Origin of the sequence: Mucilaginibacter sp. JRF, from assembly GCF_015223065.1 — a bacterium.
Classification (GTDB): domain Bacteria; phylum Bacteroidota; class Bacteroidia; order Sphingobacteriales; family Sphingobacteriaceae; genus Mucilaginibacter.
This window is the reverse complement of record NZ_JADFBY010000004.1, coordinates 412,774-437,151: the sequence shown is the minus strand read 5'-3', so window position 1 is coordinate 437,151 and position 24,378 is coordinate 412,774. Positions and strand designations below refer to the sequence as shown.

Below are 24,378 nucleotides of genomic sequence, written 5' to 3'. Positions count from 1 at the left end.
AGAATTATTTTAAGGCGATGTTGCGGCTTTGCCCTTTGTTATTGGTTACGGTAACCGCCGATACATTATTACCGAGTGTTAAAAACCTGCCCGATTGCGACAGGAACGACGAACCATAATAAAATTCCTGTTTTTGCGATCTGCCATCACGGTAGCTGATCTTCGCGCTCATATCATCAGGCTTTACGCTGATGTTGCGGGTGGGTTTGTTCAACTGCAATACCTGTAGCTTGCCCCGGTGCTGTGTAGCGGCTACTAAGTAACCACCCTTGCTGCTTTGCAGCTTGGCAAGCGCCTTGCCGTTACCGGGCAGGTATATACCGCTTTGTAGTATCGACAAGGGCTTAAAGTTGCCTTTGCCATCGCCTTTCAACAGTAAACCGTTCAGCGCATCGTATCGCCCGGTTGATACTTCGGTGCCGTAATCATTGCCATTGATAGCCACGTCAAGATTGCCGTCGCCGTCAAAATCATCGGCCACCATACCGTTAAGTACCGATATTTGCGCCATTTGCGGTAGCGGAATTATGGTGAACTTACCATTACCCTCGTTACGCAGGTAGCACGATTGCATGGTGTTAGCGCTAAGTTTTATGGCACCTTCACGCTGCTCTGGCGTGATCAACTCATCCATGGTCGCCGTGGCGTACGACCGGTAATTGGTATATCGTTTTTTAAAGCTGATGTTTTGCTTAAGCAGATCATCGCGCCCAACGGCTGGGTATTCACGTTTTACCCCGTTCGAGTCGGGGAAGTAGATAGAGGGTATCACCGCAAAGCCTCCGTTCTTATCAAAATCCTTCCCGATAACGGATACGGGGTACTGCTCGCTGGCCTGATAGATGGTGTTGGTACCACCATTACCCACAATGTAATCCATACGGCCGGTGTGCCTGAAATCGCCGGCTACAATGGTATTCCACCAGCCGGTTTTGTTTTCGAGGCCGGTAGCGGCGGTTACATTTTCAAATTTACCGCCTTTGTTAGCCAGAAAAGTTACCGGCATAAACTCACCGGCCAATATCAGGTCGGGTTTATTATCGTTATTAAAATCGCTGAAAAGGGCATCGCACACCATGCCAATGTTGAGCAGGGCAGGGGCAACCTCTTTGGTAACATCAGTAAATTTCACCTGTCCGTTTTGGCTGTCGTTCCGCAAAATAAAACTCGATACCGGTTTGGGATAATTCCACGGCGATACACGGCCTGATACAAACAGATCGGGCTTTCCATCCTGGTTATAATCGCAGGCGCGAACGCACAGTTTGCTGGTGGTATTTGCAGGCAGGGCGCTGGTAGCTAAAGTAAAGTTGCCTTTGCCATCGTTTACATAAAACCTATCCTGATAGGCCGCGCTTTCCGGGCCTTCGTGGTAGCCGCCACTGCTGGCGTATAGGTCAAGGTCGCCATCGCCGTCGGCATCAAATAAAAGCAAGCCTTCATCCTTATAATTGCTTTTTATATCGGCAGCTTGCTTGCTGAATGCTCTCTGTATGAATTTGCCGTTGGCTTGCTGTAAAAGCACCTGCGCCGGGTTGTACAGGCTACCGCCGATAACCATATCATCAATGCCATTGCCATCAACATCACCAACCGCCAGCGCCGGACTATACTCCGAAAACTTATGCGGCAACAATTTTTGTATGTTGAAATCGATAAAATCCATATCCTGATTGGCATATTTTATACCCAGCGAATCGGTAACCTCGTTAAATAAAGGCTGCGTGGTTTGCTTGTAGCCCCAGGTAAAGCTTTGTCTGGCATCGACTTGTTTTACGGTAAGTTTGGTATCAGCCTTAATATTAACCAGCTTTTGGCATTTGTTGATGCCCGGCCATTTGATGATTACTGAATCGACCCTGGTGATCTTACCCAAACCAAAATGCGCTGTACCCTCTAAGCTTGATACATAACCACGGTAGGGCGTATTCTCATACACCTGCGTTTTGCCATGATCGTAATAAAGTTCGGCAGTAGCGCCCAAGCCATTTAGGTTAAATTTGTCGCCCACAAAGCTGATCTTAAGGTAATGCTGATCTGTCAGTTTCTCCTTATCATCCCGTGAAGTATTACGGTAAACCGATGCTTCATCATTCATGTTATTGATCACCACATCCAGGTCGCCATCGTTATCCAGATCGGCGTAAACGCCACCGCTCGAAAAGTTTTTTACATCGAAACCCCAATCTTTGCTTACATCCTTAAAGGTGAGGTCGCCATTATTTACATAAGCGTAATTATGCAGTTTGATCTGTGGTATTTGGGCAAGCAGTTCCTTTTTCGAGGCTACTGAGTAGGCACGCTGCCTGTAAGCCATAAAATCATGGTCAGATACATCCTTGGGAAAACCATTGGTGATGATAATATCGCGATAGCCATCGTTATTGTAATCGGCCACAAGTGGTGTCCAGCTCCAGTCGGTTTGCGATATCCCGCTTAAAAAGCCTATCTCGCTAAATACAGGCGCGCCGGGCTTGCCATTCTCCAAGCGTGGCCCCTGGTTTAGTTGCAGTATGTTGCGTACATACTGGTACTGGGTGGTATAGTTATCAAAATTCTGATAGGTTTGATACATGTTAGCCCCCAGCATCATCTTTTTACGGAAGTTATCCTCGGGGTTCATGTCGAGTTCTATCACATCAGGCAGGCCATCGTTGTTAATATCGATCACATCCTGCCCCATGGCGTTGTAGGCAGTGTGCTTAAAATATTCCATGGAACGATCTGTAAACGTACCATCATGGTTATTGATGAACAGGATATTGCTCGATATAAAATCGTTTGAAATGTAAATGTCCTTCCAACCATCATTGTTAATATCCACAGTTGATGCGCCATGCCCGTAACCATCACGGGTTACACCGGCCTCAACAGTAACATCGGTAAATACCGGGTGGTTAAGCTTATCATCATGATCATTTCGGTACAATCGCCCCGATTTACGGTCGGGCTGATAAAAACCCTTGCCAAATATACTGGGATTATAGGTGGCGGTGGCGTTGTTTACGGTGAGATACATATCCAGGTCGCCATCGTTATCATAATCAAAAAAGCTGGCCATGGCCGATTGCTCGCTCATGTTAAGCCCATATTCCTTGCCCATCTCCTTAAAGCGGGGAATGCCATCGGCGCTTTTACCCTGATTGATGTAGAGCAGGTTGGTACGCAACTTAGGGTTAGCCAAAATGGAGTTACAAACATACAGATCGAGCCAGCCATCGTTATTAATGTCGATAACGGCTACGCCGCGCCCCCAATGCCCCATGCCATCTACATTGGCGGTTTTGGTAACATCGTCAAACTTCAGGTCGCCACGGTTGAGGTATAGCTTATTGGCCACCATGTTGCCGGTAAAGTAAATATCGGGCAGGCCATCGTTGTTAAAATCGCCAATACCTACGCCACCGCCGTTATACACGTTCACCACATCCAGCGGATTAATGGAATCAGTTTCGGTAATATCATTACTAAAGTGTATGCCGGTGTGCGATGAGGGCATATCCTCAAAAAGCGGTTTCGGCTTTTGGCAGGCACAAAACAGGAGCAGCAATATCGCTAATAGCGTGTTGTAAGGTTTGATCATGTACGTTTATAATTAGGATAAGCAGCCAGGCGGCGGCTTTCCCCAAATTTAACAGCTATTTTTAAATAAGCAAGTGATTATTAAGCCAAAAGAGGCCCCTCTTTTATGGAGAGTGGCCTCTTTGCAATAAGGTATCGGGCTATTAATAACCGGGGTTTTGGGTCAGGTTAGGGTTAAGGCCGATCTCGTACTGAGGTATCGGGTATAACTCGCGGCCTGTTGGGATGGTGATGTTATATACTTCCTGTATAAATGAAGTAGCCACACCAGCCCTGCGCAGATTGTAAAAGGTTGAGTACTCGCCCGAAAGTTCGTGGCGGTATTCATGGTAGATCATCTGCAACGGATCAGTTATTGTTTTGCCTTCGCTGATGAATGTTGCTGGCGCACTGCCGCCAAAAGCACGATCGCGTACAAGCTTTAAGGTTGCCAGGCCACCTGCTACATCGCCGGTACGTATCTGGCATTCGGCTTTGCTTAACAGTACTTCGCCAAAACGTAGCAATACCTGGTTTTGCGCGCCAAAGATGATACCATCGCCTGAGTTACCGGTAAGTGTAGGGTCGCGCCACATTTTTTCGTTATAGTAGCCGCTGCGCAGTTGGGTAGCATCTGAGCCTATCCAAGGGCGGGCAATGGTTCCGCAGGTGTTAATAATGTTGCCGTCGGTACCGGTGTATTTAGCCTTAATGGCGGGGTCGTTACTGCCGAAACCTGCTATTACCAGCGGGTACGATTTTATACCACCACGCGCAATAATACCCGGACTTGGGTTTACATCGCCAGGGCCAATCACGGTTGCCACCTTGCGCAGATCGCCGGTTTGGAAACCATCATATAAACCTTTGTTAGCATAATCGTAACCAAAGTTTGATACCTCCTCGGGCATACCGAACGAGCCTATCCAAGCTACCTCGTTACCGCCGCCCCAGCTTTGAGTACCGGCAACAATAAATTGCACTTCGAATAGCGATTCGGCATTGTTCTCTTTATCAGCCTCGTGTATGTCAATAAAGTTAGGCAGCAGTACATATTTATTATTCAGTTGGTTGTAGGTAGCTAAGGCCTCGGTATATTTTTTAAGCCACATTTGCGAGGCACCTAAATAACCCAATGCTGCTCCTTTTGTAGCACGGCCTAAGTCACCTGCCTCATAATCCTCTTTCCAGGGTAACAGATTTACCGCCTGGGTCAGGTCGCTTTCAACCTGCGCGAATACCTCATCCTGGCTGCTGCGAGGGCGCAAACCATCATTGGCGCCTGTTGTTAGCTCCAGCGGTACACCACCAAAGCTGGCTGCCAGGTAATAATACGTCATGCCGCGTAGAAAGTATATTTCGCCGGTAAGGCGGTTGGCAAGGGCCTCGGTTAAAATGCCGTTATCCTTCATCCGGCCGATGATAGGCAAGGCCGAATTGGCACGGGCTATGCCGATGTATGCACGTTGCCAAAATACCTGTATAGCGCCAAAGGTGGCCGGTATGGCGTAAGTGTTATAAAAACGATCGTTACCCCAGTTAAAAAAATCATGGCTCTGAAAGTTGGCATAATACCAAAGTGATTTTTTAAGCAGATCGGCATTTTGGTAAGTATCATAAATTGCATTTACCAGCGCTATCCCGTCAGCGGGTTTGTCAAATAAACCCTGCTCTGTTGGGTTTGAGGTATCCTTTTGGTCAAGGAAACCTTTTTGGCAACTTAAAGGAAGCAGTACCACCAGTCCGACTGTCAGTACGTATAAATATTTTTTGATTTTCATTCTTACAATTCGTTTATAAAGCCTCACTTAAAATGTAGCTACTATACCAAGTGTATAAAAGCGTGATAACGGGTAGGTACCCACATCAATACCTGCTGCTGTAGGGCCGGCCGCAGTTGCGGTAGCATCATTAGCATCATTACCTGTTGGTTGGCCAATCTCCGGATCGAGGCCTGAATACTTGGTAATGGTGAACAGGTTTTGTGCTGAAAATGATAGTCTTAATTTGCTTAAGGCTAATTTTTTAGCTACATCACTTGGTAGGGTGTAACCCAGTGTAACGTTACGCAAACGCAGGTAGCTGCCATTTTCAACATATACGCTTGATGGTACGTTGTTGGCGCTTATATCATCATTATAATTTACACGTGCATAACGGTTTGATGGGTTGGTAGGCGTCCAGCGGTTTTCATAATACTCCTGGCTTACGTTTTGTACACCCACAAAGCCTGCCGCCTGGAAGCTTTCGAGGTTACGTGCCGAATAGTTGAATATTTTGTTGCCGTAGCTACCGTAAAAGAAAGCGTTAAAATCAAATGCTTTATAATTCAGGTCGAGGTTAAAGCCACCGTAAAACTTAGGTATCGGGCTACCCAGGCTGGTGCGGTCATCAGCAGTGATCTGTCCGTCGCCGTTAATGTCCCTGAACTTACGGTCGCCGGGTACGGTTGGCTGTGCAGCTGTACCCTGATAGTGGCCATCAGGCGCGTTAGCATTTAAGGCATCAATTTCGGCTTGTGTTTGAAATATGCCCAGGCTCTCGTAACCATAAAACTCGCCTACAGGCTGGCCTATGTAAGTACGGCTAAACTGGTTCCAGCCGTTGGCCGATGCACTGTTTAATACAACAAGGTTCATTAACGAGTTAATGCTGTTGTTTATGCTTAACAGCTTATTGTTTACTGTGGTAAGGTTCAATCCTAAGCCATAGTTAAAATCCTGCGATACTTTTTTGCGGTAATTAAGCGCGAACTCAAAGCCCTGGTTACGTATGCTACCGGCATTTTGCGCTTGTGTGGTAACGCCTGATTGAGAGGCGATAGGCACGCGTAGTAAAAAGTCTTTAGAATCCTTACGGTACCAATCAACAGTAAAGGTAAGGTCATTATTAAGTATAGCCAGGTCTACGCCAATATTGGTTTGGCGTGAGGTTTCCCAAGTTAGGTTTTGGTTATCAAGATTTAGATATGCCAGGCCTGTTTGGTATGTGCCACCAAAAGGATAACCTACGTTGGTACCTGCCGTAGCCGGACCGCCTGAACTATACCTCGCCAAATACTGAAACAGCGGGATGTTAGCCTGACTGCCTACCTCACCATAACCTACACGGAATTTCAGGTCAGACAGGAAATTAACATCTTTCAGAAAATCCTCCTGTTTGGCGCGCCATGCAAATGATGCTGATGGAAAAACACCATATTGGTTGCCTTTATAAAACCTTGATGAGCCATCACGACGAACTGTTGCTGTTAACAGATACTTATCATCATATTTATAACTTAAGCGACCAAATTGCGATGCCAATGTGTAAACAGTTTGGTTACCAAAGGCGATCAGGTTTCTTACCTGGCTCAGATCGCGGATGGAGTTGCTCGGCAAATCGTTGCCACTACCGCCAATGGTTCTGAAATTGTTTTTTTGTTCGGATACACCCGCCAAAAGGTCTAAAGTGTGTTTGCCGAATACTTTATTGTACGATATGGTGTTCTCCCACAACCACTCATAAGTGTTGTTGGCACTTTGCGAGTAAGTGCTTAAGTTGTTATTACTGGCTACGCCGTATTGTACCAGGGTACGCAGATCGGCAGGGGTGAAATAATAGCCCGAAAAATCAGAAGTGTTTATACCCAGATTGGTTTTTACCTTTAAACCTTCAACTATGGTAGCCTCTAATGATGTTGTGCTCAAAAAATAGTTGGTTTGGTTTTTGGTATCAAGCGTTTCAATAAAGTAAACAGGGTTATTCCAGCTCTTGGTATAAATATTAACCGGGTTATAAAAACCATAGTTGCCATTACCGTCAGTAGCCTCCTTGGTAGCGCTGTTAGCACCTATTGTTGGTATTAACGAAGCTAACTGCAGCAAACTGCCTGTACCGAATGGGTTGGCACTGTTTTGTCTGGAATATTTAGCGCTGGCATTGGCCTTTAACCACTTGTTAACATTATAGTCGATATTTAAACCCAGGTTTATACGTTTGAAGAACGAACCCAGCACTATACCTTTCTGATCATAATATCCTGCCGAAAATGCGGTTTGTACCTTTTCGCTGCCACCACGTATGGCCAGGTTATAGTTTTGCCTTGAGCCTGTGCGGTAAACAGCATCCTGCCAGTTAACATTGGTTAAGGCTGATGGGTTGCTCCACTCAGGTAATTTATCAATAGGCGTTTCATTAGCCAGGGTTGCCCATTGCTCAGCATTCAATATATTGTATTTCTTCGGTTCGGCCTGTATTGATCCGTTAAGGTCTAACGTAACCTGAACGCCATCCTTACGGCCACGTTTGGTGGTGATGATAACCACACCATTAGCCGCGCGCACACCATATATAGCCGTTGCCGATGCATCCTTCAGTATATCCATTGATGCTATATCGCTGGGGTTAATGTTGTTTAAGCCGCCGGTTATCGGGTAACCGTCAACTACATACAAAGGGTCGTTACTGCCCAGGCTACCAACACCGCGTATCTGTACGCTAACACCGGCACCCGGTGCGCCATCGTTATTGGTAACCTGCACACCTGCCGAGCGGCCTTGCAATGCCTGATCGAGCTGGGTAACGGGTACCTTGGCAATTTGGTCGGCACTAACTGAGCTTACCGAACCGGTCAAGTCCTTACGTTGTGCGGTGCCGTAACCCACCACTACAATCTCTTGCAATGCCTGGCTGTTTGATGCCAGGGTGATGTTGATGGTTGTGCGGTCGCCTACGGCAATTTCCTGCGTGGTATAACCTACGTAGGTTACCTCCAGTATCGCGCCATCGGGTACGTTTAAGGTGTAGGTACCGGTTGCGGTGGTGGTAGTGCCAACTGTGCTGCCCTTTACGCGCACGCTTGCCCCCGGTATAGGGCCTGCATTGTCAGAAACAACACCTGTAACGCGCTTGCTTTGCGCAAAGGCGTTAAGAAAGGTAAAAGCAGCAAGTAACACAGACAGGTAGAGCCTGAAATACCTACTGTTTCTGAAAAACAGTAAATTTCTTTTCATGTGACAGTAATTTGATTAGAGAACTGGGTTTATAATAATTGTATAAAACAAATTTAACATACTGCCACACTGAGGTATAGTATTAAATTATCATTTTTCGATGCTTTTTAGTCTATTTCAATGCAAAATGGAGCGGATTGATACTTTTTTGCAATCGATGCCAAAAACAGGTGATTAAGTGTCTGTGTAACATATAATATAGTAAGATGCCTTAATTATGTGTTTTACTGACCGATGAAGTAGCCAAGGCATTACGAAGCGAAAATGAGTGAGGGGAAATGATATTTATTTATCAATTGCCTATATTAGCCGCCTAACAATATACTATCCTCATGAAAAAATATGGGCTTATAGGTTACCCGCTTTCCCATTCGTTTTCAAAGAAATACTTTACCGACAAATTTGAGCGCGAAGGCATTACCGATTGCGTTTACGAATTGTACCCGATAGAGAGTGTAAAGAACTTTAACGATTTTTTGCATCAACACCCTGACCTGTGCGGCCTTAATGTTACCATACCTTACAAAGTTGATATAATGGATCATATTGATTGGCTGGATGCCGGGGCAAAGCACGTTGGCGCGGTAAACACTATACGTATAGATAAGGAGTCGCCGGTATCGGTAGCCTTTCAGGGCGAGGTAGGTTTTGGTGGTGACGATTTCAGGCTCGAAGGTTTTAATACCGATGTTTATGGTTTTGAGGAATCGTTAAAGCCATTATTAAAGTCGCGCCACAGTAGTGCCCTGGTTTTGGGCAATGGCGGCGCGGCAAAGGCCGTGTTTTATGTGCTGAACAAACTGGAGATACCTTTTACTATCATTACCCGCAGGGAGCAGCCCGGTACTATATTGTTCGATCAGCTTACACCTGCCATGGTGGCCGAGAGTAAACTTATCATCAACACTACACCGGTAGGCACATCGCCTAATGTGGATGAATGCCCGCCAATACCTTACGAGGCTATTACGGATGAACATTTGTTGTATGATCTGATCTACAACCCCGAGCAAACCCTCTTTCTACAAAAAGGCGCCCAAGTAGGTGCTGATACCAAGAACGGCCACGAGATGCTGATACTACAAGCCGAAAAAGCCTGGACGATATGGAACTCTAATGAACGTTATCCATGAGGTTAATAGCAGTTATATCAGTATTAGTGTTGTTATTAGCCGCTTGTAGTAACGAGCAGGATTATTCGCCTAAACCGCGGGGGTTTTACCGTATCTATTATCCCGAAAAGGCATACCGCCAATATAACGAGGACTGCCCATACAGCTTTCAATACCCGGTTTACGCGAATATAAGTGCTGATCCGCAGGCAAAAAATAAAAGCTGCTGGATCAACATGAACTTTAAGCAGTTTAAGGGCGTATTGCACCTGAGTTACCAGCCCATTACCTCCAAAAAGATATTTGATGAATTGGTTGAGGATGCCCATACCTTTGCCTTTAAGCATACGGTAAAAGCTACTTCTATTGATGAGGGCAACATCAGCTATCCCGACCGTAAGGTGTATGGCTTGTATTATACCATTGATGGCAACGCGGCATCGTCAGTACAGTTTTTTTTAACCGATAGTACCAAACATTACCTGCGCGGGGCACTATACTTTAGCAGCGAGCCCCGGTTAGATTCTATACAGCCTGTGCTCGATTTTGTGAAGCAGGATGTTGATGTAATGATCAAAACATTCAGGTGGAAATAAGTACATTTGGTGGCCGAAACAAGGCGGCTTTATTTCCCTTATCCAATAAATATATACCTAATAAACCATGACCAAACAAAGCTTCGGTTCATTTAAATACCTGTTATTTGTTCTTCTTATTATAGCCGGTTGTAGTAAAGAAAGTCAGCGCGAGGTTGAACCCGAACCTGAAGTAGTACCCGAAAAAGAATACTTTGTATCAAGCACCTTAATAAGCAGCTTCACTAAGGCTCAACTACAAGCTACGGCAACAAACCTTGGTTTAGATGCCTTTAAGGATGCTATATTGTACGATGTTGATTTCTATCAGTTCATCTACAACACCACATTAAATGGTAAGGATATACAGGCATCGGGTTTGTTATGTGTGCCTAAAGGCATGAGTACTGCTCCAGCCTTATTAAGTGCCCAGCACGGTACCATATTCAGCGATGCTGAGGCCCCATCAAACTTTCCGCGTACTTATAGCGGGTTTGAGATACTGGCCTCGGCAGGTTACGTTACCCTGATACCCGATTATATTGGCTATGGCGTATCGGCAAGCGTTCAGCACCCTTATTATGATATGCAATCATCAGGCTTAACGGTGGTTGATATGATCAAGGCATCAAAGGAATATCTTGAAAAAGAAAATAAGGCTATTAACGATAAATTGTTCCTGTTAGGTTACTCGGAGGGAGGCTATGTTACCATGGCTGCGCAACGGGAGATAGAAACCAACGCCGACCATAAGTTGAGCATAACCGCCGCTGCCGAGGGTGCCGGAGGGTATGATATAAGCCTGATGTTGCAAAAGGTAACCGGTGTAACAAGTTATCCCGATCCATCATTCCTGGCGCTGTTCATCCAAAGTTATAATACGCTTTATGGCTTTAACCGTCCGCTTACCGATTATTTTAAGGAGCCTTACGCGGCACGTGTACCACAGTTGCTTGATGGCAGCCGTAATGGTACACAGATCAACGGCCAGTTAACTAATACCCCGACAGATCTGTTTGCTGATGCCTTTTATGGTAGCTTAACCAATGCCAATGCCGAAGCTGCCTTTAAGGCCAAGGTGGCCGAAAACAGCTTCCCTAACTGGTCGCCAAAAAGCGTTACACGGCTATACCACGGTACTGCGGATGCCAACGTTTTTATTGAAACATCGCAAAGTACTTACGATCGTTTTCGGGCAGCTGGGGCAACAAATGTAACACTGATACCTATACCCGGCGGTACGCACCAAACCAGCGTTTTCCCGATGGTGCAGGATGCGCTGCAATGGTTTGCTACACGCTAATGGCAAAAATTACTTTTAGCTACAACCATATTTCAGCCTAATTGAATACTTTTGCTGCCATGGCCAAGGTTCAGTATTTTGTAAATAATCCCTTTCAGGAAAACACCTACCTGTTATATGATGATAGCGGCGAATGCGTTATTATCGACCCCGGGATGTATACCGGTGCTGAACAAAATGCCGTAGTGAATTATATTGCAGAAAATAAGCTGAAGCCTGTACTGCTGCTCAATACACATTGCCATATCGACCATGTGCTGGGCAATAAGTTCGTGTTCGATCAGTATGGCCTAAAGCCCCAATTTCATATCGGCGAAACCGTGGTGTTAAACCATGCCCCGGTAAGCGCCCAGCAAATGGGTTTCAGGTACGATAATTCGCCCCTGCCTGATGAATACCTGCCCGAAAGCGGCACCATCAGTTTTGGAAATACCACGTTAGAGCTGATATTCGCTCCCGGCCATTCGCCCGCGCATTTGTGTTTTTATGATAAGCAGGATAATATTTTGATAGGCGGCGATGTGCTTTTCAGAGGCAGCATTGGTCGTACTGACCTGCCGGGAGGCAATCATGCTCAATTATTAAAAAACATTCGCGAAAAACTATTTGTTCTGCCTGATGATTGTACGGTATATCCGGGCCACGGCCCCGAAACTACCATTGGGTTTGAAAAGCAGTACAATCCTTTTTTTAACAACTAACACTTAGCACACCGGCCTTAATTTGAACACCTCGGTATACATAGCCAAACGCTACCTTTTTTCGCGTAAAAAGGTGCATGCCATCAATATCATATCAGGCATATCCATGCTTGGGGTATTTGTGGGCAGCGCGGCGCTGATCATTATCCTGTCGGTGTTCAATGGTTTTGAAAAGGTGATACTTTCGCTGTACAGCAATTTTAGTCCGGAGTTGAAGATAGAGGCTAAACTTGGCAAAACCTTTAATCCTGATACAACCTATTTCACTAACCTGCAAAAGGACGAGCGCATATTCTCGTACACCCAGGTATTGCAGGAGAAGGTATTGCTGCGTTACGGCAACAAGCAGTTCATCGGCACACTAAAGGGCGTTAGCAATAGTTTTTTGAAAAATACACAGCTGGATAGCACCATTATGGCCGGCTCATTTACGCTGATGATGGATGGTAGGGATTTTGCTGTTATTGGCACTACCATACAATCAAGCCTCGGGGTAAATATTTATGATCCTAATGCTAACTTGCAGATCTACTCGCCACGGCGTAACGCTACGGCGGCGGCTAACCCGTTAAATGAGTTTGTGGTGCGCAACATTACCCCATCGGGTGTGTTTGGTATACAGCAGGATTTTGATGATATTGTGGTGACCTCGCTCAGCTTTGCCCGCGACCTGCTGGATGAACCTAAACAGGTATCATCATTAGAGCTCAACTTTAAAAAAGGTACCAACATTAACAAGGTTCAGCAGGATATTGAGCAGCATATTGGCAAACAATTTTATATAAAAAGCCGCATGCAGCAAAATACCGAACTATATAAAACGTTGAATTACGAAAGATGGTCGGTATTTATGATCTTAACATTTGTACTGATCATCGCGGTGTTCAACATAATTGGCTCGTTAACCATGCTGGTAATTGATAAGCGTAAGGATATTGCCATACTTACCAGCCTGGGTGCCGGTAAAAAGCTGATACAGGGCATCTTCTTTTTTGAGGGGATGATGATATCAGTAGCGGGTTGCGTGGCCGGTATTATTGTTGGGTTGATGTTTTGTATATTACAGCAGCAGTACGGGTTGATACGCATGGGCGGGGCCTTAACGGTTATTGATGCCTACCCGGTTGATTTGAAGGTCAGTGATTTTGGCCTCGTGTTTTTAACCGTTTTAATAATAGCGGTAATAGCCTCGGGCATAAGTGCCAGGCTAAGTGTTAAAGGATTAAGTGAAATAAAACAGGATCTATAATTTTAATGATGCATTCATCATCTGTTAAATATGTGTTTTTAGGTTGCGCCGTTTTGTTAATGGCCATGGCATCATGCGGTGGCGATGGGCATAACGATAAGCCTAAAGTGTATAAGGGCCTTTACAGCTTTGGCCCCGAGATAAAATCATTCAGCGAGTGCGGGCGCGAAAAGGAATTTTGGGTTACCGATAGCTCATCACAACTGGAACTGGAATATTCGCAGCTTAACTTTGAAAAACCTTACGAACCGGTTTATGTAGAGGTAGAGGGCGTAAAGGTACCGTCAGACAAGGATGGTTTGGGTGCCGAATATGATAGTACGCTGGTAGTACGTAAACTCATCAAAATTACCCGTGAAATTCCGCAGGATATTTGCCACTAAGCAGGCGCACGGGTATCTTACATTTAAACAATAAAAACAAATTAGCAGCTTATAGCTTTTAATATTAGCTTTAAGCTTTTAACCATGCGGCTTAGCCCTATAAACTTCTTATCATGGAATCAAAACGTCAGCAAAAATTTGCAGGAGTAATACAACAGGATCTTGCCGCAATATTTCAGCGCGAAGGCGCAGCTTACCTGCCCGATACGCTGGTAACCATAACCAAAGTACGTGTAACCCCCGATTTGGCCATAGCACGTGTTTTTTTGAGCTTTTTTAATAACAATAATACACAGCAGGCGCTGCAACTGGTAAAATCACACGCCTCAGAAATACGTTATAAACTGGGTGCCCGTATAAAAGATCAGGTGCGTATAATACCGCAACTGGAATTTTTTGTGGACGATACCAACGAGTATGTTGAGCGTATGGATAAGCTGTTTGATAAAATAAGCAAAGAGCCGCGCCAGCCTGATACAGAATAAAATTTTTAGCCATGGGAAAAGCATCGGTTACATTGGCGGCACACTTGGCAATGGCTGAGGTGCCGGTTTCGGTTGTAGTTGATTTTGACAGCGGCAATGATAAACTTTTGCGGGTTGACTTTACCGATGCCAACAAAGAGCTTACGCCCGAAATAGTTGATGATGTTGAAGCCTTTAACATCTGGGTTACTACCCGCCTTACCGATACGGGTTGCCGCTATGGTATAGGTGGCTATCTGGAAAATCGAACCGTTTATAGTCGCAAACAACTTTTTGGTTCGGGGGAAGATGAACCTCGCAGCCTGCACCTGGGGGTTGATATATGGGCTGATGCCGGCACCGTTGTACGTGCCGCGCTTGATGGTACGGTGCATAGCTTTAAGGATAACAATCAGCATGGCGACTATGGCCCCACCATTATACTACAGCACCATGTTAACGGGTTAACGTTTTATAGCCTGTACGGGCATTTGAACCGAGCCTCGCTGCAACATTTGCAGGTAGGGCAGCAAGTGCATGCCGGGCAAAAAATAGCGGAATTTGGCACAGCCGACGAGAACGGCAACTGGCCGCCACACCTACATTTTCAACTAATGCTGGATATGCAAGGCAAAGAGGGCGACTATCCCGGTGTATGCAAATCATCCCAAAAAGCGGAATACCTCGAAATTATTGCCGACCCTAATTTGCTGCTGAACTTTTTGCCCGAAGATTACAAATAACTCAACCACCATTGTTTGTGCGTCATTTTATACTTCATGTACCAGCGGCATGGAAAGTATAGAATAAATATGGCAAGCGCCCACATCAGGTAAACAAAGTACAGGGATGCGCCATCTTTAGGTGGAGTGCCATTGTTGGCGGTTTTTACTATCAGGTAGGCTATAAAGGCCATCAGGCGCAGCAGGTACAAGTGTAGTATATAGTAAAACATAGGTACCCGGCCAAACAATACCATAATGCGGGTAAAACCGTTTTCGGCGTTTTCAAATGCGGCTAATAATAGATTACACGCGCCGAGGGTTATCAGCAAATAATCTAACGATGGCGGGTACTTTTGTACATTGATGAATGAAAGTATAGTACGATACCACACCCCCTGATCGGTCCATTGGTTTGGATCTCCATAAATATTCACCAAACGCAGCACCACAAACAGTGCTAATGATGATAGCCCGATGGTGATGAGCAGCGGCTTACGTTTAGCCGAATCAAGCTTGAACAATCCGCCAAAAACATAGCCTACGGCCATAACGCCTATCCATGGTATCAAGGGGTAAAGTATAAATACCTTAGTATAGCTTGTTAACTGTACAATAGTTTGCACGTGCAAAAAGCTCCAAACGGTACCCCAGGGCGCAGGCATCTGGTCGGTTTTAATACCATCCAGCGCGTTATGCCCAAATATCATGATCAGGCCAATGGCGGCTATCGCCGCACGTGGTAAATAGATCAACCCGGCAAGGGCTATCATGCTGATGCCCAAAGCCCATATTACTTGCACAAAAACAAAATCGAAATTCAAATTAAGCGCCCAGCCAAAGCGGATAACGGTAAACTCCAAAAATACCAGCCATAAGCCGCGGGTTATTAAAAACTTAGCGGCCTCGCCCTTGGTTTTGCCATTGCTGAAAAACAAAAAAGCCGATGTGCCCGCCAAAAAAACAAAGGTTGGCGCGCAAAAATGTGTAATGAACCGGGTAAGAAATAATGATGTAGAAGCCCTGGTCAGATCGGTTGGGTCAAACTGTTGCGGCATAAAAAAGTCACGCGTGTGGTCTAATGCCATAATTACCATAATGAGGCCACGCGTAATATCGATCGAGTCGATCCTTTTTTTAGGCTTAACAACAAAATCGGTCATTGCAATAAAGTTTAATGCAACTTACATAAAAGTATCTACTATACAAGGCTTAAATTTAATTAATAGCGGTACGATATGTAACTTCGCGGTTCAGATGCAAAGAGAGCAGATTTCGGTATTCGATATATTCAAGATAGGCATAGGGCCATCAAGTTCGCACACATTAGGCCCCTGGCGTGCGGCCCAGCAATTTGTACAGCTACTTACCGATGCCTGTGCTTTGCCGCAGGTGGTACAGGTTAAGGTATTGTTGTACGGCTCGCTGGCTAAAACAGGCAAAGGCCACGGTACCGATATTGCCATACTGCTTGGCCTTAGCGGTGACGACCCGGTTACCTTTGAGGTTGACCAGGTTGATCCGAAAGTGAACGAAATAATCACCTCGCGCCAACTGGTGCTGGGCGATGTAAGGCCCATCAGCTTTTATAAGGATGATGATATGCTTTTTCTGTTCAGCGAAAGCCTGCCGTATCACCCTAACGCCGTAACCTTTCAGGCTTTTTTAAGCAGCGGCAAGGCTATATCAGCCACGTATTATTCCATTGGTGGTGGTTTTGTGGTTAAGGACGGGGAGGATAACAATGCTAAAACCGAAGTTGATCTGCCTTTCCCTATCGATACCGCCCGCGACCTGTTGATTTGGTGCATGAAAACCGGCCTCAAAATATCAGAGGTAGTGATGGAGAACGAGCTGGCCTGGCGTACCGAAGCCGAAACCCGCGCGGGTGTGCTCAATATATTCAGAGTGATAAAAGAGTGTATTTACCGTGGATGCCATACCGGCGGCTCATTACCCGGCGGCCTTAACGTGGCACGCCGTGCAGCAAGCCTCAACAAGCGCCTTACCAAAGGTTTACCTTACAGCAACTACGAGGAGTGGGTTAGCGTGATCAGGCAAAGTGGTGATGGTTTTAAAAATATACTGGATTGGGTAAGCTGTTTCGCCTTAGCTGTTAATGAGGAGAATGCCTCGTTCGGCAGGGTGGTTACGGCGCCAACCAATGGCGCGGCAGGGGTTATACCCGCGGTGCTGCAATATTACATCGCTTTTTGCGATGGCTTTAGTGATGATAAGATCATCAAGTTTATGATGACGGCATCAGAGGTGGGCAGCATCTTTAAAAAGGGCGCTACCATATCAGCCGCCATGGGCGGTTGCCAGGCCGAGATCGGCGTATCATCAGCCATGGCAGCGGCGGCGCTTACCGAGTGTTTGGGCGGCTCGCAAAGGCAGGTGTTAATGGCGGCCGAAATTGCCATGGAGCATCACCTCGGTTTAACCTGCGACCCTATCGGCGGACTGGTGCAGGTGCCTTGTATCGAGCGTAATACCATGGGTGCCATCAAGGCCATCACGGCATCGCAATTAGCGCTGCAAACCAACCCCGATAATGCCAAGGTAAGCCTTGACGCGGTAGTGAAAACCATGTGGCAAACCGCGCAGGACATGAACTCAAAATATAAAGAAACATCCGACGGTGGCCTGGCGGTAAACATACCTATCAGTTTACCCGAATGTTAATCCTCAGCATAAAATAAACAAAGCAGCGCTACAATGATCAATATATTCAGATCGTACAACCCGATAGTTATACTGTGGCTGGCAGTGCTGGTATTTGTTACACGGATAGGTTACCTGGTTAACGTGCCCGACAGGCTGGAATTCATCTTTGTCGAATCGTTTTCGCGCTTGCTGGTACCGGTATCGTACGAGTATGCGTTGTCGCCTTTTTTTAACGTGCTGCTTGCTGCCCTGCTGGTATTTATACAGGCCTTGCTGCTCAATACCATGGTGAATTATTTTAACCTGCTCAATAGGCCATCGTACATGCCGGCACTGATGTATATCACGGTATCGGCATTGTTTACCCCGTTTTTAAGGTTGAGCGCGCCACTTATCTGCAACTTTTTGGTGATATGGATGCTGTATAAGCTTTTCAGTTTATACAAAGGTAACGATGTAAAATCCACCTGTTATGATCTGGGGCTGATCGTGGCGCTGGGCTCGCTCATTTACCTGCCATTCAGTTGGGTATTTGTGGTGATCTTTATCGCGCTGATTATCTTCAGGCCATTCAACTGGCGCGAGTGGGCGGCGGTGATCATCGGTTATGCAACGGTGTTCTTCTTTTTAGCCGTAGTGTATTTTTGTAACGATAGGATAGGCCGTTTCTCAACCATCTGGCTGCCGCTGGCCGGTAAATTCCCCACACGCATCAGCATAAATAATTACACTTACTCGCTGCTTATACCGGTGGTGGTGATATTGGTAATATCGGGCTATAAATTGCAGCAGGGCTTTTTTAAGAGCTATGTGCATATCCGTAAATCGTTCCAGTTGCTGCTGGTGTATTTTGTGGTGGCGGGCTTATCATTCTATGTAAAGCCCGAGTTTCAGCTCAATCATTTTTTGCTTTGCGCTGTGCCTGTGGCCATTACTTTCGGCTATTATTTTTTGCATGCCACAAGCCGCTGGTTTTACGAAACGCTGTATTTTTTATTGGTGGCGGGCATTATTTACTTTCAGTTTAACACTTTTTAACTATAATATTCGTCCATATTTGAGGCGTTATGTTAGCTTTGTAACATGAAATTTGGAGTTGTTATATTTCCGGGGTCCAATTGCGATGAAGACATTATCTACGTTCTGGACAAAATTCTGGGTCAGCAGGTAGTTCGCCTTTGGCATAAAGATCATGATCTGCAAGGGTGTGATTTTATAGTATTGCCCGGCGGTTTCTCATTCGGCGATTATTTACGTTCAGGCGCTATTGCCCGTTTTTCGCCTATTATGCAGGAGGTTATACAGTTTGCCGCTAAAGGTGGTTATGTAATGGGTATATGTAACGGCTTCCAGATATTAACTGAATCGGGCTTGCTTGAAGGCGCCCTGTTGCACAACAAAAACCGTAAGTTTATTTGCCGCAACACCTTTGTATTGCCGCAAACCCAAAATTCATTACTTACCGCGCAGATAGATCCGCAGCGTGTACTGAAAATTCCGGTAGCGCATGGCGAGGGTAATTATTTTGCCGATGCCGATACGCTGAAATCATTAGCTGATAACGATCAGGTATTGTTCAGGTACTGCGATGAAGCGGGTAATATAACTGATGATGCCAACCCTAATGGCACCCTGCAAAACATTGCGGGCATCACCAACAAAAACCGTAACGTGTTTGGTTTTATGCCACACCCTGAGCGCGCGGCCGATACAGTGCTTGCTAACGAGGATGGCCTGGCTATTTTTGAATCAATATTATCAATGGTGAAGGCCTGATGGCTAACCTTGTAATTGATATAGGGAATACGCTTACCAAGGTTGCAGTTTTTGAGCACGAACAATTGCTTGAAACCGGCCACTATGCCGATGCTGATACCGCCTTGTTTGATGACCTGCTGAGCAGATACACTATTGACAAGGCCATCATATCATCAGTAAAAAAGGATACACCTTACTGGCTCTCTGTATTAAGCACAAGGTTAACGGTAATGCATTTTACCGCCACTATGGCAAGCGGCATTACCAACCATTACCTAACACCGCATACTTTGGGTTTAGATAGGGTGGCCGCGGTAAATGGCGCGGTACATTTATATCCCCAAAAAAACAGCCTGGTAATTGATGGCGGCACTACCATAACCTATGATTGGGTTGATGCCGGCGCAAATTATTTTGGCGGCAGTATATCGCCGGGGCTAAATACCCGTTATAAGGCTTTAAACCATTACACACAAGGCTTGCCATTGGTTGATGCCGATGCCGGTTTTGGAATGGCTTATGGCAACAGCACGCAAACGGCCATACAATCGGGTGTGCAAAACGGATTAAAATATGAGCTTGCAGGTTTTATTGAAGCCTACAGCCAAACTGATAAACAACTGAACATTATACTAACCGGCGGCGATAGCGATTTTTTTGATACTCTGTTGAAAAATAGCATCTTTGCCCCCCAAATTAATATTGAACCTAATTTGGTTTTAATAGGATTAAATGCCGCATTACTACAACATAATGACTAAATATACTAAGCTATTTTTTACGCTTGTTCTTGTTATCAGTGCCTTTGGCGCAAGCGCTCAGTCTGGTGCAACCACAAGTTCGCCTTATTCACGATACGGTATCGGTGATATTGACCCGAACTGGACACCGCAAACCGCCGGTATGGGCGGTATAGCTACAGCTACCAATACCATAAGCGGTTTCGCTACCATTAACACTATCAACCCGGCATCATACGCCGCTATCGGGCTTACAACTATTGATGTAGGCGCGTTCGGTAGCAGCCTTAAGCTTAGTCGCAGTAGCCTGAATTCTGAAAAAAGCACCAACTTCAGGCTTAACCATCTGTTGTTCGCCTTTCCGGTAACCAAACGTTCGGCCATGAGTTTTGGCTTACAGCCTTACAGCCAGCGTGGTTACGAATACACACAAACACAATCAAACCTGGGTACATCAGATCCTGCTGATACCAACTCGGTTAATTACAGATACAGCGGCGAAGGCGGCTTGACCAAAGCGCACATCGGTTATGGTTTTGGTATAGGTAAGCACCTTATGTTGGGTGCCAATGTATCGTACATATTCGGTAGCATGAAAGATTACCGTGTAACCTCAATACCTGATCTGTATGGCGCGTTCAATACCCGTATCGAGCAAAACAGCAGTGTACAAGGCTTTAACTATGATTACGGCGCGCAATTCATGTTCAATGTAAGCGACCGTAATGTGGTAACTTTTGGTTACTCAGGTTCGGCGCCAACCAAGCTTAATATTCAAAACAGCACTTATGTATCGCACTTTACTTACGGTACCGATGGCAGCGAGAACCTGCCGCTTGATAGTGTGGTAAAAGCGGATAACCCGAAATCAAAATTAAAACTACCTTCAATAAACAGGTTTGGTGTATCATACAAAATGGGTGAAAAATTATTGATCGGTGCTGATTATACCATGGGTAAATGGTCTGACCTATCAGCCACCGGCGATGGTTACGAAACCGTTAACCAAAACATGAAGGATAGTAAAACCTATAACATAGGCGCGCAAATTACCCCTAACGTTAACAAGCTGAATAATTATTGGGCATTGGTTGATTACCGTTTTGGTTTTATGTACAACCAAACCAACCTGCGTGTTAACAGCACCGATATTACACAATATGCCGCAACCTTTGGTTTAGGCCTGCCATTGCGCCCAAGCCAAACCAGCACCAGCTATTACAAGATCAACGTATCTGCTGAAATTGGTAAGCGCGGAGCATTAAATAATAATCTGGTAAAAGAAAACTACATCAACATACGTTTAGGGTTTACACTTAACGATAAGTGGTTCACCCGTTATAAGTTTGATTAATATGTTTTTGCAAAGAGGTAATAAGGCTTTATCATGGTGTTTCGCGATGCTATGCGCCAGCCTGCTTTTTGCCTCGTGCGAGAATGATCTCCAAAAGATCAGAGCACTATCTGAGCAGGACTTAAAACCCCAGGAGCGTACCATTGATGCTGAAATTACCTACAGTGATTCGGCACACGTTAAGGCGGTTGTTTATGCTCCGCTGATGATAAGCCACACGGTTGATACCCCTTATTATGAGATGCCTAAAGGCGTTAAAATTCTTTTTTACGATAACGACCGCAAGGTGATCAATACTCTCACCTCAAAATATGCCATCACAAAGGATGACAACAACATTATTGAGTTGTATAAAAACGTAGTATCAAAAAACCAAAAAGGCGACGTTTTTAAATCAGAGGAATTGATATGGAACGGTAAAACCAAACTGATCACATCAAGCCAGCCTGTACAAATAGTTACTGCCGACGGTAACATATCAAACGGAGTAGATTTTGAAAGCAATGATGACTTTACTCATTTCAAGATGAATCAGATGACGGGCATCTACAATGTCGACCAAAAAGAGATGGAATAATAAATAATTTCAACGTCAAATTTGTTTTAAAGAATTTTACTAAAAATTGTATCTTGCGCCCTCTTTTTAAATAGTTAATAATTATAGAGTTTATATGGGAATTATGAGTTTTTTGCGCGATAAGATGGGGGTGATACTCGTCGTCGTTATCGGTATTGCGCTTTTTGCTTTCGTTGCAGGTGAGGTTATTCACTTTGGTGGCTCGTTTTTTAGGGGCGATGCCAACACTGTTGGTATTGTTGGCGACGAAAAAATATCATACCAGGATTTTAATGCCAGGGTTGAGCAAAATTCAGAGCAGTTTAAACAACAATCAGGTCAGGGTAGCATTACCCCGCAAATATTAAGCTACGTTCAGGAAAATACCTGGAACCAGATGATTAGCCGCGCTATCGTATCTAACCAAATAGCTAAGTTGAACCTTACTGTTGGCGAAAGCGAAACCAAATCGCTGATAAGTGGTACAAACCCAAGCCCGCAAATTGTGCAGATGTTTGGCAACCCGCAAACCGGTCAACTTGATCGTGCGCAGTTGGATAACGTATTGCGTAACATCAACGCCGCTAAGGATGGCGACCCGATGAAAAAACAATGGCAGGATTTTGTTGCCCAGATCATCGAATCAAAAAAAGCTGAAAAATATGTTGCCCTGGTTAGCAACGGCCTGTATGTAAACTCGCTTGAAGCTAAGGATGATTACGAAGCTAAAAACAAACTGGCTAACTTCCAGTATGTAGCGCTTGATTATGCTTCAGTACCTGATAATAAGATCAACGTTACTGATGCTGATTACCAGGAGTACTACGATGCTAACAAAAAACTGTTTGTTAATAAACAAGAGCTGCGCAGCTTTAAATATGTAGCTGTTAACGGTGCTGCTTCAAAAGAAGATAGCGCTGCTATAAAAACTCAAACCGAAAAATTAGCCGCTGATTTCAAAGCCAGCACTAACGATTCGTTATTCGTACAAGTAAACTCAGAAACCAAAGAGCCTATACTTTACCGCAAAAAAGGTCAGCTTGACCCTGCACTTGATTCGGTAATGTTTAGCGCTGCTAAAGGTTTTGTATATGGCCCGTACCTTTCAAACGGTAGCTACAAAGTAGCTAAGCTGGTTGACTCACGTATTGGTCCTGATTCTGTTAAGGCAAGCCACATCCTGATCTCTGCCCAATCAGCAGGTGGTGAGGAGAAAGCTGAAGCAAGGATCGATTCATTGAAAAAACTGATACAAGGCGGTCGTTCATTTGATGAGCTGGCCAAATTATTCTCTGATGATAAGCAATCAGGCGAAAAAGGCGGTAGCCTGGGTACTTTCGGTCGTGGTGCTATGGTACCTGCTTTTGATGAGGCCGCGTTTAACGGTAGCAAAGGCGAACTAAAAGTAGTTACTACCCAGTTTGGTGTTCACCTGATCCGTATCGAAGATCAAAAAGGTTCATCAAAAGTTGTTAAGGTAGCCGTGGTTGATAAGCCAATTGCCGCAAGCGAAAAAACACGTTCAGCAGCTTACAACAAAGCGCAATCATTCTTAGCCGGTGTAAACAACGGCGATTTTGATGCTGAGGCTAAAAAAGATAAAATGACCGTACAGCAAGGTAGTGACGTTAGCGGTGTAGTATCAGGCATCCCTGGTTTAGATAATGCCCGCGAGTTAGTGCGCTGGGTATTTAAAGCCGAAGTTGGTGATGTATCTGAACAAGTATTTACCGCCGGCGATCAATACGTGGTTGCACAGGTTTCGCAAATTAAACCTGAAGGCCAGTTACCGCTCGAGGCTGTTAAAACTGCCATTTTACCTGCTGTACGCAACCAGGTAAAAGCAAAACAACTTATTGAGAAAATGCAGGGCGCTGTTAACGGTGCATCAAGCATAAACCAGGTAGCTCAAAAAGTAGGTGGCAAAGTAGCTCCTGCACAAAACATAGTATTCGCTAACCCTGTAATTCCGGGTGTTGGTGTTGAGTACACGGTTATTGGTTCGGTATTTGGCGCTCAGCCTAAAAAAGTATCAAAACCGGTTGAAGGTACAAATGGTGTTTACGCCTTTGTAGTTGATGGTTTTGTTAAACCGGCAGCACTTAACAACTATGTTAAGCAAAAGCAACAGCTTGGTCAGGCCCTGCTGCAACGCTCGCAAGGGCAGCTGTTCGAGGCTTTACAAGATAAGGCGAATGTAAAAGATTACAGAGCTAAGTTTTTATAACAGTATTTTAAA

General features: G+C 45.1%; 19 protein-coding genes. 15 read left to right on the top strand and 4 right to left on the bottom strand.

Features of this window, described 5'->3' with window-relative positions; translation table 11 throughout:
* Window positions 1-4: 4 nt before the first annotated feature.
* The 3 genes from IM792_RS13290 to IM792_RS13280 form a co-directional block, all read right to left on the bottom strand.
* The gene (locus IM792_RS13290; RefSeq protein WP_194102354.1) at window positions 5-3,583 is read right to left on the bottom strand and encodes a VCBS repeat-containing protein; all 3,579 of its coding nucleotides are present in this window, start codon (window positions 3,581-3,583) and stop codon (window positions 5-7) included.
* A gap of 142 nt (window positions 3,584-3,725) precedes the next feature.
* Entirely contained in the window at window positions 3,726-5,342 is a 1,617-nt protein-coding gene (locus tag IM792_RS13285; protein WP_194102353.1) for a RagB/SusD family nutrient uptake outer membrane protein, read from the bottom strand.
* 27 nt (window positions 5,343-5,369) lie between these two features.
* A complete protein-coding gene (locus IM792_RS13280) occupies window positions 5,370-8,555 on the bottom strand; it encodes a TonB-dependent receptor (RefSeq protein ID WP_194102352.1) in 3,186 nt (1,061 codons plus the stop codon).
* A 332-nt stretch (window positions 8,556-8,887) separates the two neighbouring features.
* Between IM792_RS13280 and aroE the strand changes: the two genes are divergently transcribed.
* The 8 genes from aroE (at window position 8,888) to IM792_RS13240 (ending at window position 15,085) form a co-directional block, all read left to right on the top strand.
* A complete protein-coding gene (gene aroE / locus IM792_RS13275) occupies window positions 8,888-9,688 on the top strand; it encodes a shikimate dehydrogenase (protein WP_194102351.1) in 801 nt (266 codons plus the stop codon).
* Entirely contained in the window at window positions 9,685-10,263 is a 579-nt protein-coding gene (gene gldD, locus IM792_RS13270; RefSeq protein WP_194102350.1) for a gliding motility lipoprotein GldD, read from the top strand. Before aroE ends, gldD begins: the two co-directional genes overlap by 4 nt.
* Before the next feature lie 67 nt (window positions 10,264-10,330).
* Window positions 10,331-11,545, top strand: a complete 1,215-nt coding sequence (locus IM792_RS13265; protein WP_194102349.1) for an alpha/beta fold hydrolase — start codon at window positions 10,331-10,333, stop codon at window positions 11,543-11,545.
* A 59-nt stretch (window positions 11,546-11,604) separates the two neighbouring features.
* On the top strand, window positions 11,605-12,246 hold the full coding sequence (locus IM792_RS13260) for an MBL fold metallo-hydrolase (RefSeq protein WP_194102457.1): 642 nt from the start codon (window positions 11,605-11,607) through the stop codon (window positions 12,244-12,246).
* A gap of 22 nt (window positions 12,247-12,268) precedes the next feature.
* A complete protein-coding gene (locus IM792_RS13255) occupies window positions 12,269-13,495 on the top strand; it encodes an FtsX-like permease family protein (RefSeq protein ID WP_194102348.1) in 1,227 nt (408 codons plus the stop codon).
* Window positions 13,496-13,500: 5 nt separating this feature from the next.
* Window positions 13,501-13,878 (top strand): hypothetical protein, encoded by a 378-nt coding sequence (locus IM792_RS13250; RefSeq protein WP_194102347.1) that lies wholly within the window; start codon window positions 13,501-13,503, stop codon window positions 13,876-13,878.
* 113 nt (window positions 13,879-13,991) lie between these two features.
* Complete coding sequence (gene rbfA / locus IM792_RS13245; RefSeq protein WP_194102346.1) at window positions 13,992-14,363, top strand: 30S ribosome-binding factor RbfA; 372 nt, start codon at window positions 13,992-13,994, stop codon at window positions 14,361-14,363.
* Window positions 14,364-14,374: 11 nt separating this feature from the next.
* Window positions 14,375-15,085 (top strand): peptidoglycan DD-metalloendopeptidase family protein, encoded by a 711-nt coding sequence (locus IM792_RS13240; RefSeq protein WP_228085076.1) that lies wholly within the window; start codon window positions 14,375-14,377, stop codon window positions 15,083-15,085.
* On the opposite strand, the gene IM792_RS13235 is transcribed toward IM792_RS13240, so the two are convergent.
* Complete coding sequence (locus tag IM792_RS13235; RefSeq protein ID WP_194102345.1) at window positions 15,076-16,227, bottom strand: heparan-alpha-glucosaminide N-acetyltransferase domain-containing protein; 1,152 nt, start codon at window positions 16,225-16,227, stop codon at window positions 15,076-15,078. The two genes, IM792_RS13240 and IM792_RS13235, sit on opposite strands and share 10 nt — an antisense overlap.
* 94 nt (window positions 16,228-16,321) lie before the next feature.
* On the opposite strand from IM792_RS13235, the gene IM792_RS13230 reads away from it, so the two are divergent.
* The 7 genes from IM792_RS13230 (at window position 16,322) to IM792_RS13200 (ending at window position 24,366) form a co-directional block, all read left to right on the top strand.
* On the top strand, window positions 16,322-17,749 hold the full coding sequence (locus IM792_RS13230) for an L-serine ammonia-lyase (protein WP_194102344.1): 1,428 nt from the start codon (window positions 16,322-16,324) through the stop codon (window positions 17,747-17,749).
* 33 nt (window positions 17,750-17,782) lie between these two features.
* A complete protein-coding gene (locus IM792_RS13225; RefSeq protein ID WP_194102343.1) occupies window positions 17,783-18,769 on the top strand; it encodes a DUF6427 family protein in 987 nt (328 codons plus the stop codon).
* Between the two features lie 45 nt (window positions 18,770-18,814).
* The gene (gene purQ, locus IM792_RS13220) at window positions 18,815-19,507 is read left to right on the top strand and encodes a phosphoribosylformylglycinamidine synthase subunit PurQ (protein WP_194102342.1); all 693 of its coding nucleotides are present in this window, start codon (window positions 18,815-18,817) and stop codon (window positions 19,505-19,507) included.
* Window positions 19,507-20,250 carry a type III pantothenate kinase gene (locus tag IM792_RS13215; RefSeq protein ID WP_194102341.1) on the top strand — a complete coding sequence of 248 codons (744 nt, stop codon included), beginning with the start codon at window positions 19,507-19,509 and terminating at the stop codon, window positions 20,248-20,250. The genes purQ and IM792_RS13215 overlap by 1 nt, the downstream gene beginning before the upstream one ends.
* Entirely contained in the window at window positions 20,243-21,583 is a 1,341-nt protein-coding gene (locus IM792_RS13210; RefSeq protein WP_194102340.1) for a hypothetical protein, read from the top strand. The genes IM792_RS13215 and IM792_RS13210 overlap by 8 nt, the downstream gene beginning before the upstream one ends.
* 1 nt (window position 21,584) lies before the next feature.
* A complete protein-coding gene (gene lptC / locus IM792_RS13205) occupies window positions 21,585-22,160 on the top strand; it encodes an LPS export ABC transporter periplasmic protein LptC (RefSeq protein ID WP_194102339.1) in 576 nt (191 codons plus the stop codon).
* Window positions 22,161-22,254: 94 nt separating this feature from the next.
* Window positions 22,255-24,366, top strand: a complete 2,112-nt coding sequence (locus IM792_RS13200; RefSeq protein ID WP_194102338.1) for a peptidylprolyl isomerase — start codon at window positions 22,255-22,257, stop codon at window positions 24,364-24,366.
* Window positions 24,367-24,378: the final 12 nt, after the last annotated feature.

Coding starts and splice junctions, on each gene's coding strand:
- IM792_RS13290 (WP_194102354.1), bottom strand. CDS start 3,583: ATGATCAAACCTTACAACACGCTATTAGCGATATTGCTGCTCCTGTTT.
- lptC (WP_194102339.1), top strand. CDS start 21,585: ATGTTTTTGCAAAGAGGTAATAAGGCTTTATCATGGTGTTTCGCGATG.
- IM792_RS13235 (WP_194102345.1), bottom strand. CDS start 16,227: ATGACCGATTTTGTTGTTAAGCCTAAAAAAAGGATCGACTCGATCGAT.
- IM792_RS13265 (WP_194102349.1), top strand. CDS start 10,331: ATGACCAAACAAAGCTTCGGTTCATTTAAATACCTGTTATTTGTTCTT.
- IM792_RS13280 (WP_194102352.1), bottom strand. CDS start 8,555: ATGAAAAGAAATTTACTGTTTTTCAGAAACAGTAGGTATTTCAGGCTC.
- IM792_RS13260 (WP_194102457.1), top strand. CDS start 11,605: ATGGCCAAGGTTCAGTATTTTGTAAATAATCCCTTTCAGGAAAACACC.
- aroE (WP_194102351.1), top strand. CDS start 8,888: ATGAAAAAATATGGGCTTATAGGTTACCCGCTTTCCCATTCGTTTTCA.
- gldD (WP_194102350.1), top strand. CDS start 9,685: ATGAGGTTAATAGCAGTTATATCAGTATTAGTGTTGTTATTAGCCGCT.
- purQ (WP_194102342.1), top strand. CDS start 18,815: ATGAAATTTGGAGTTGTTATATTTCCGGGGTCCAATTGCGATGAAGAC.
- IM792_RS13285 (WP_194102353.1), bottom strand. CDS start 5,342: ATGAAAATCAAAAAATATTTATACGTACTGACAGTCGGACTGGTGGTA.
- IM792_RS13240 (WP_228085076.1), top strand. CDS start 14,375: ATGGGAAAAGCATCGGTTACATTGGCGGCACACTTGGCAATGGCTGAG.
- IM792_RS13215 (WP_194102341.1), top strand. CDS start 19,507: ATGGCTAACCTTGTAATTGATATAGGGAATACGCTTACCAAGGTTGCA.
- IM792_RS13210 (WP_194102340.1), top strand. CDS start 20,243: ATGACTAAATATACTAAGCTATTTTTTACGCTTGTTCTTGTTATCAGT.
- IM792_RS13200 (WP_194102338.1), top strand. CDS start 22,255: ATGGGAATTATGAGTTTTTTGCGCGATAAGATGGGGGTGATACTCGTC.
- IM792_RS13250 (WP_194102347.1), top strand. CDS start 13,501: ATGATGCATTCATCATCTGTTAAATATGTGTTTTTAGGTTGCGCCGTT.
- IM792_RS13230 (WP_194102344.1), top strand. CDS start 16,322: ATGCAAAGAGAGCAGATTTCGGTATTCGATATATTCAAGATAGGCATA.
- IM792_RS13225 (WP_194102343.1), top strand. CDS start 17,783: ATGATCAATATATTCAGATCGTACAACCCGATAGTTATACTGTGGCTG.
- rbfA (WP_194102346.1), top strand. CDS start 13,992: ATGGAATCAAAACGTCAGCAAAAATTTGCAGGAGTAATACAACAGGAT.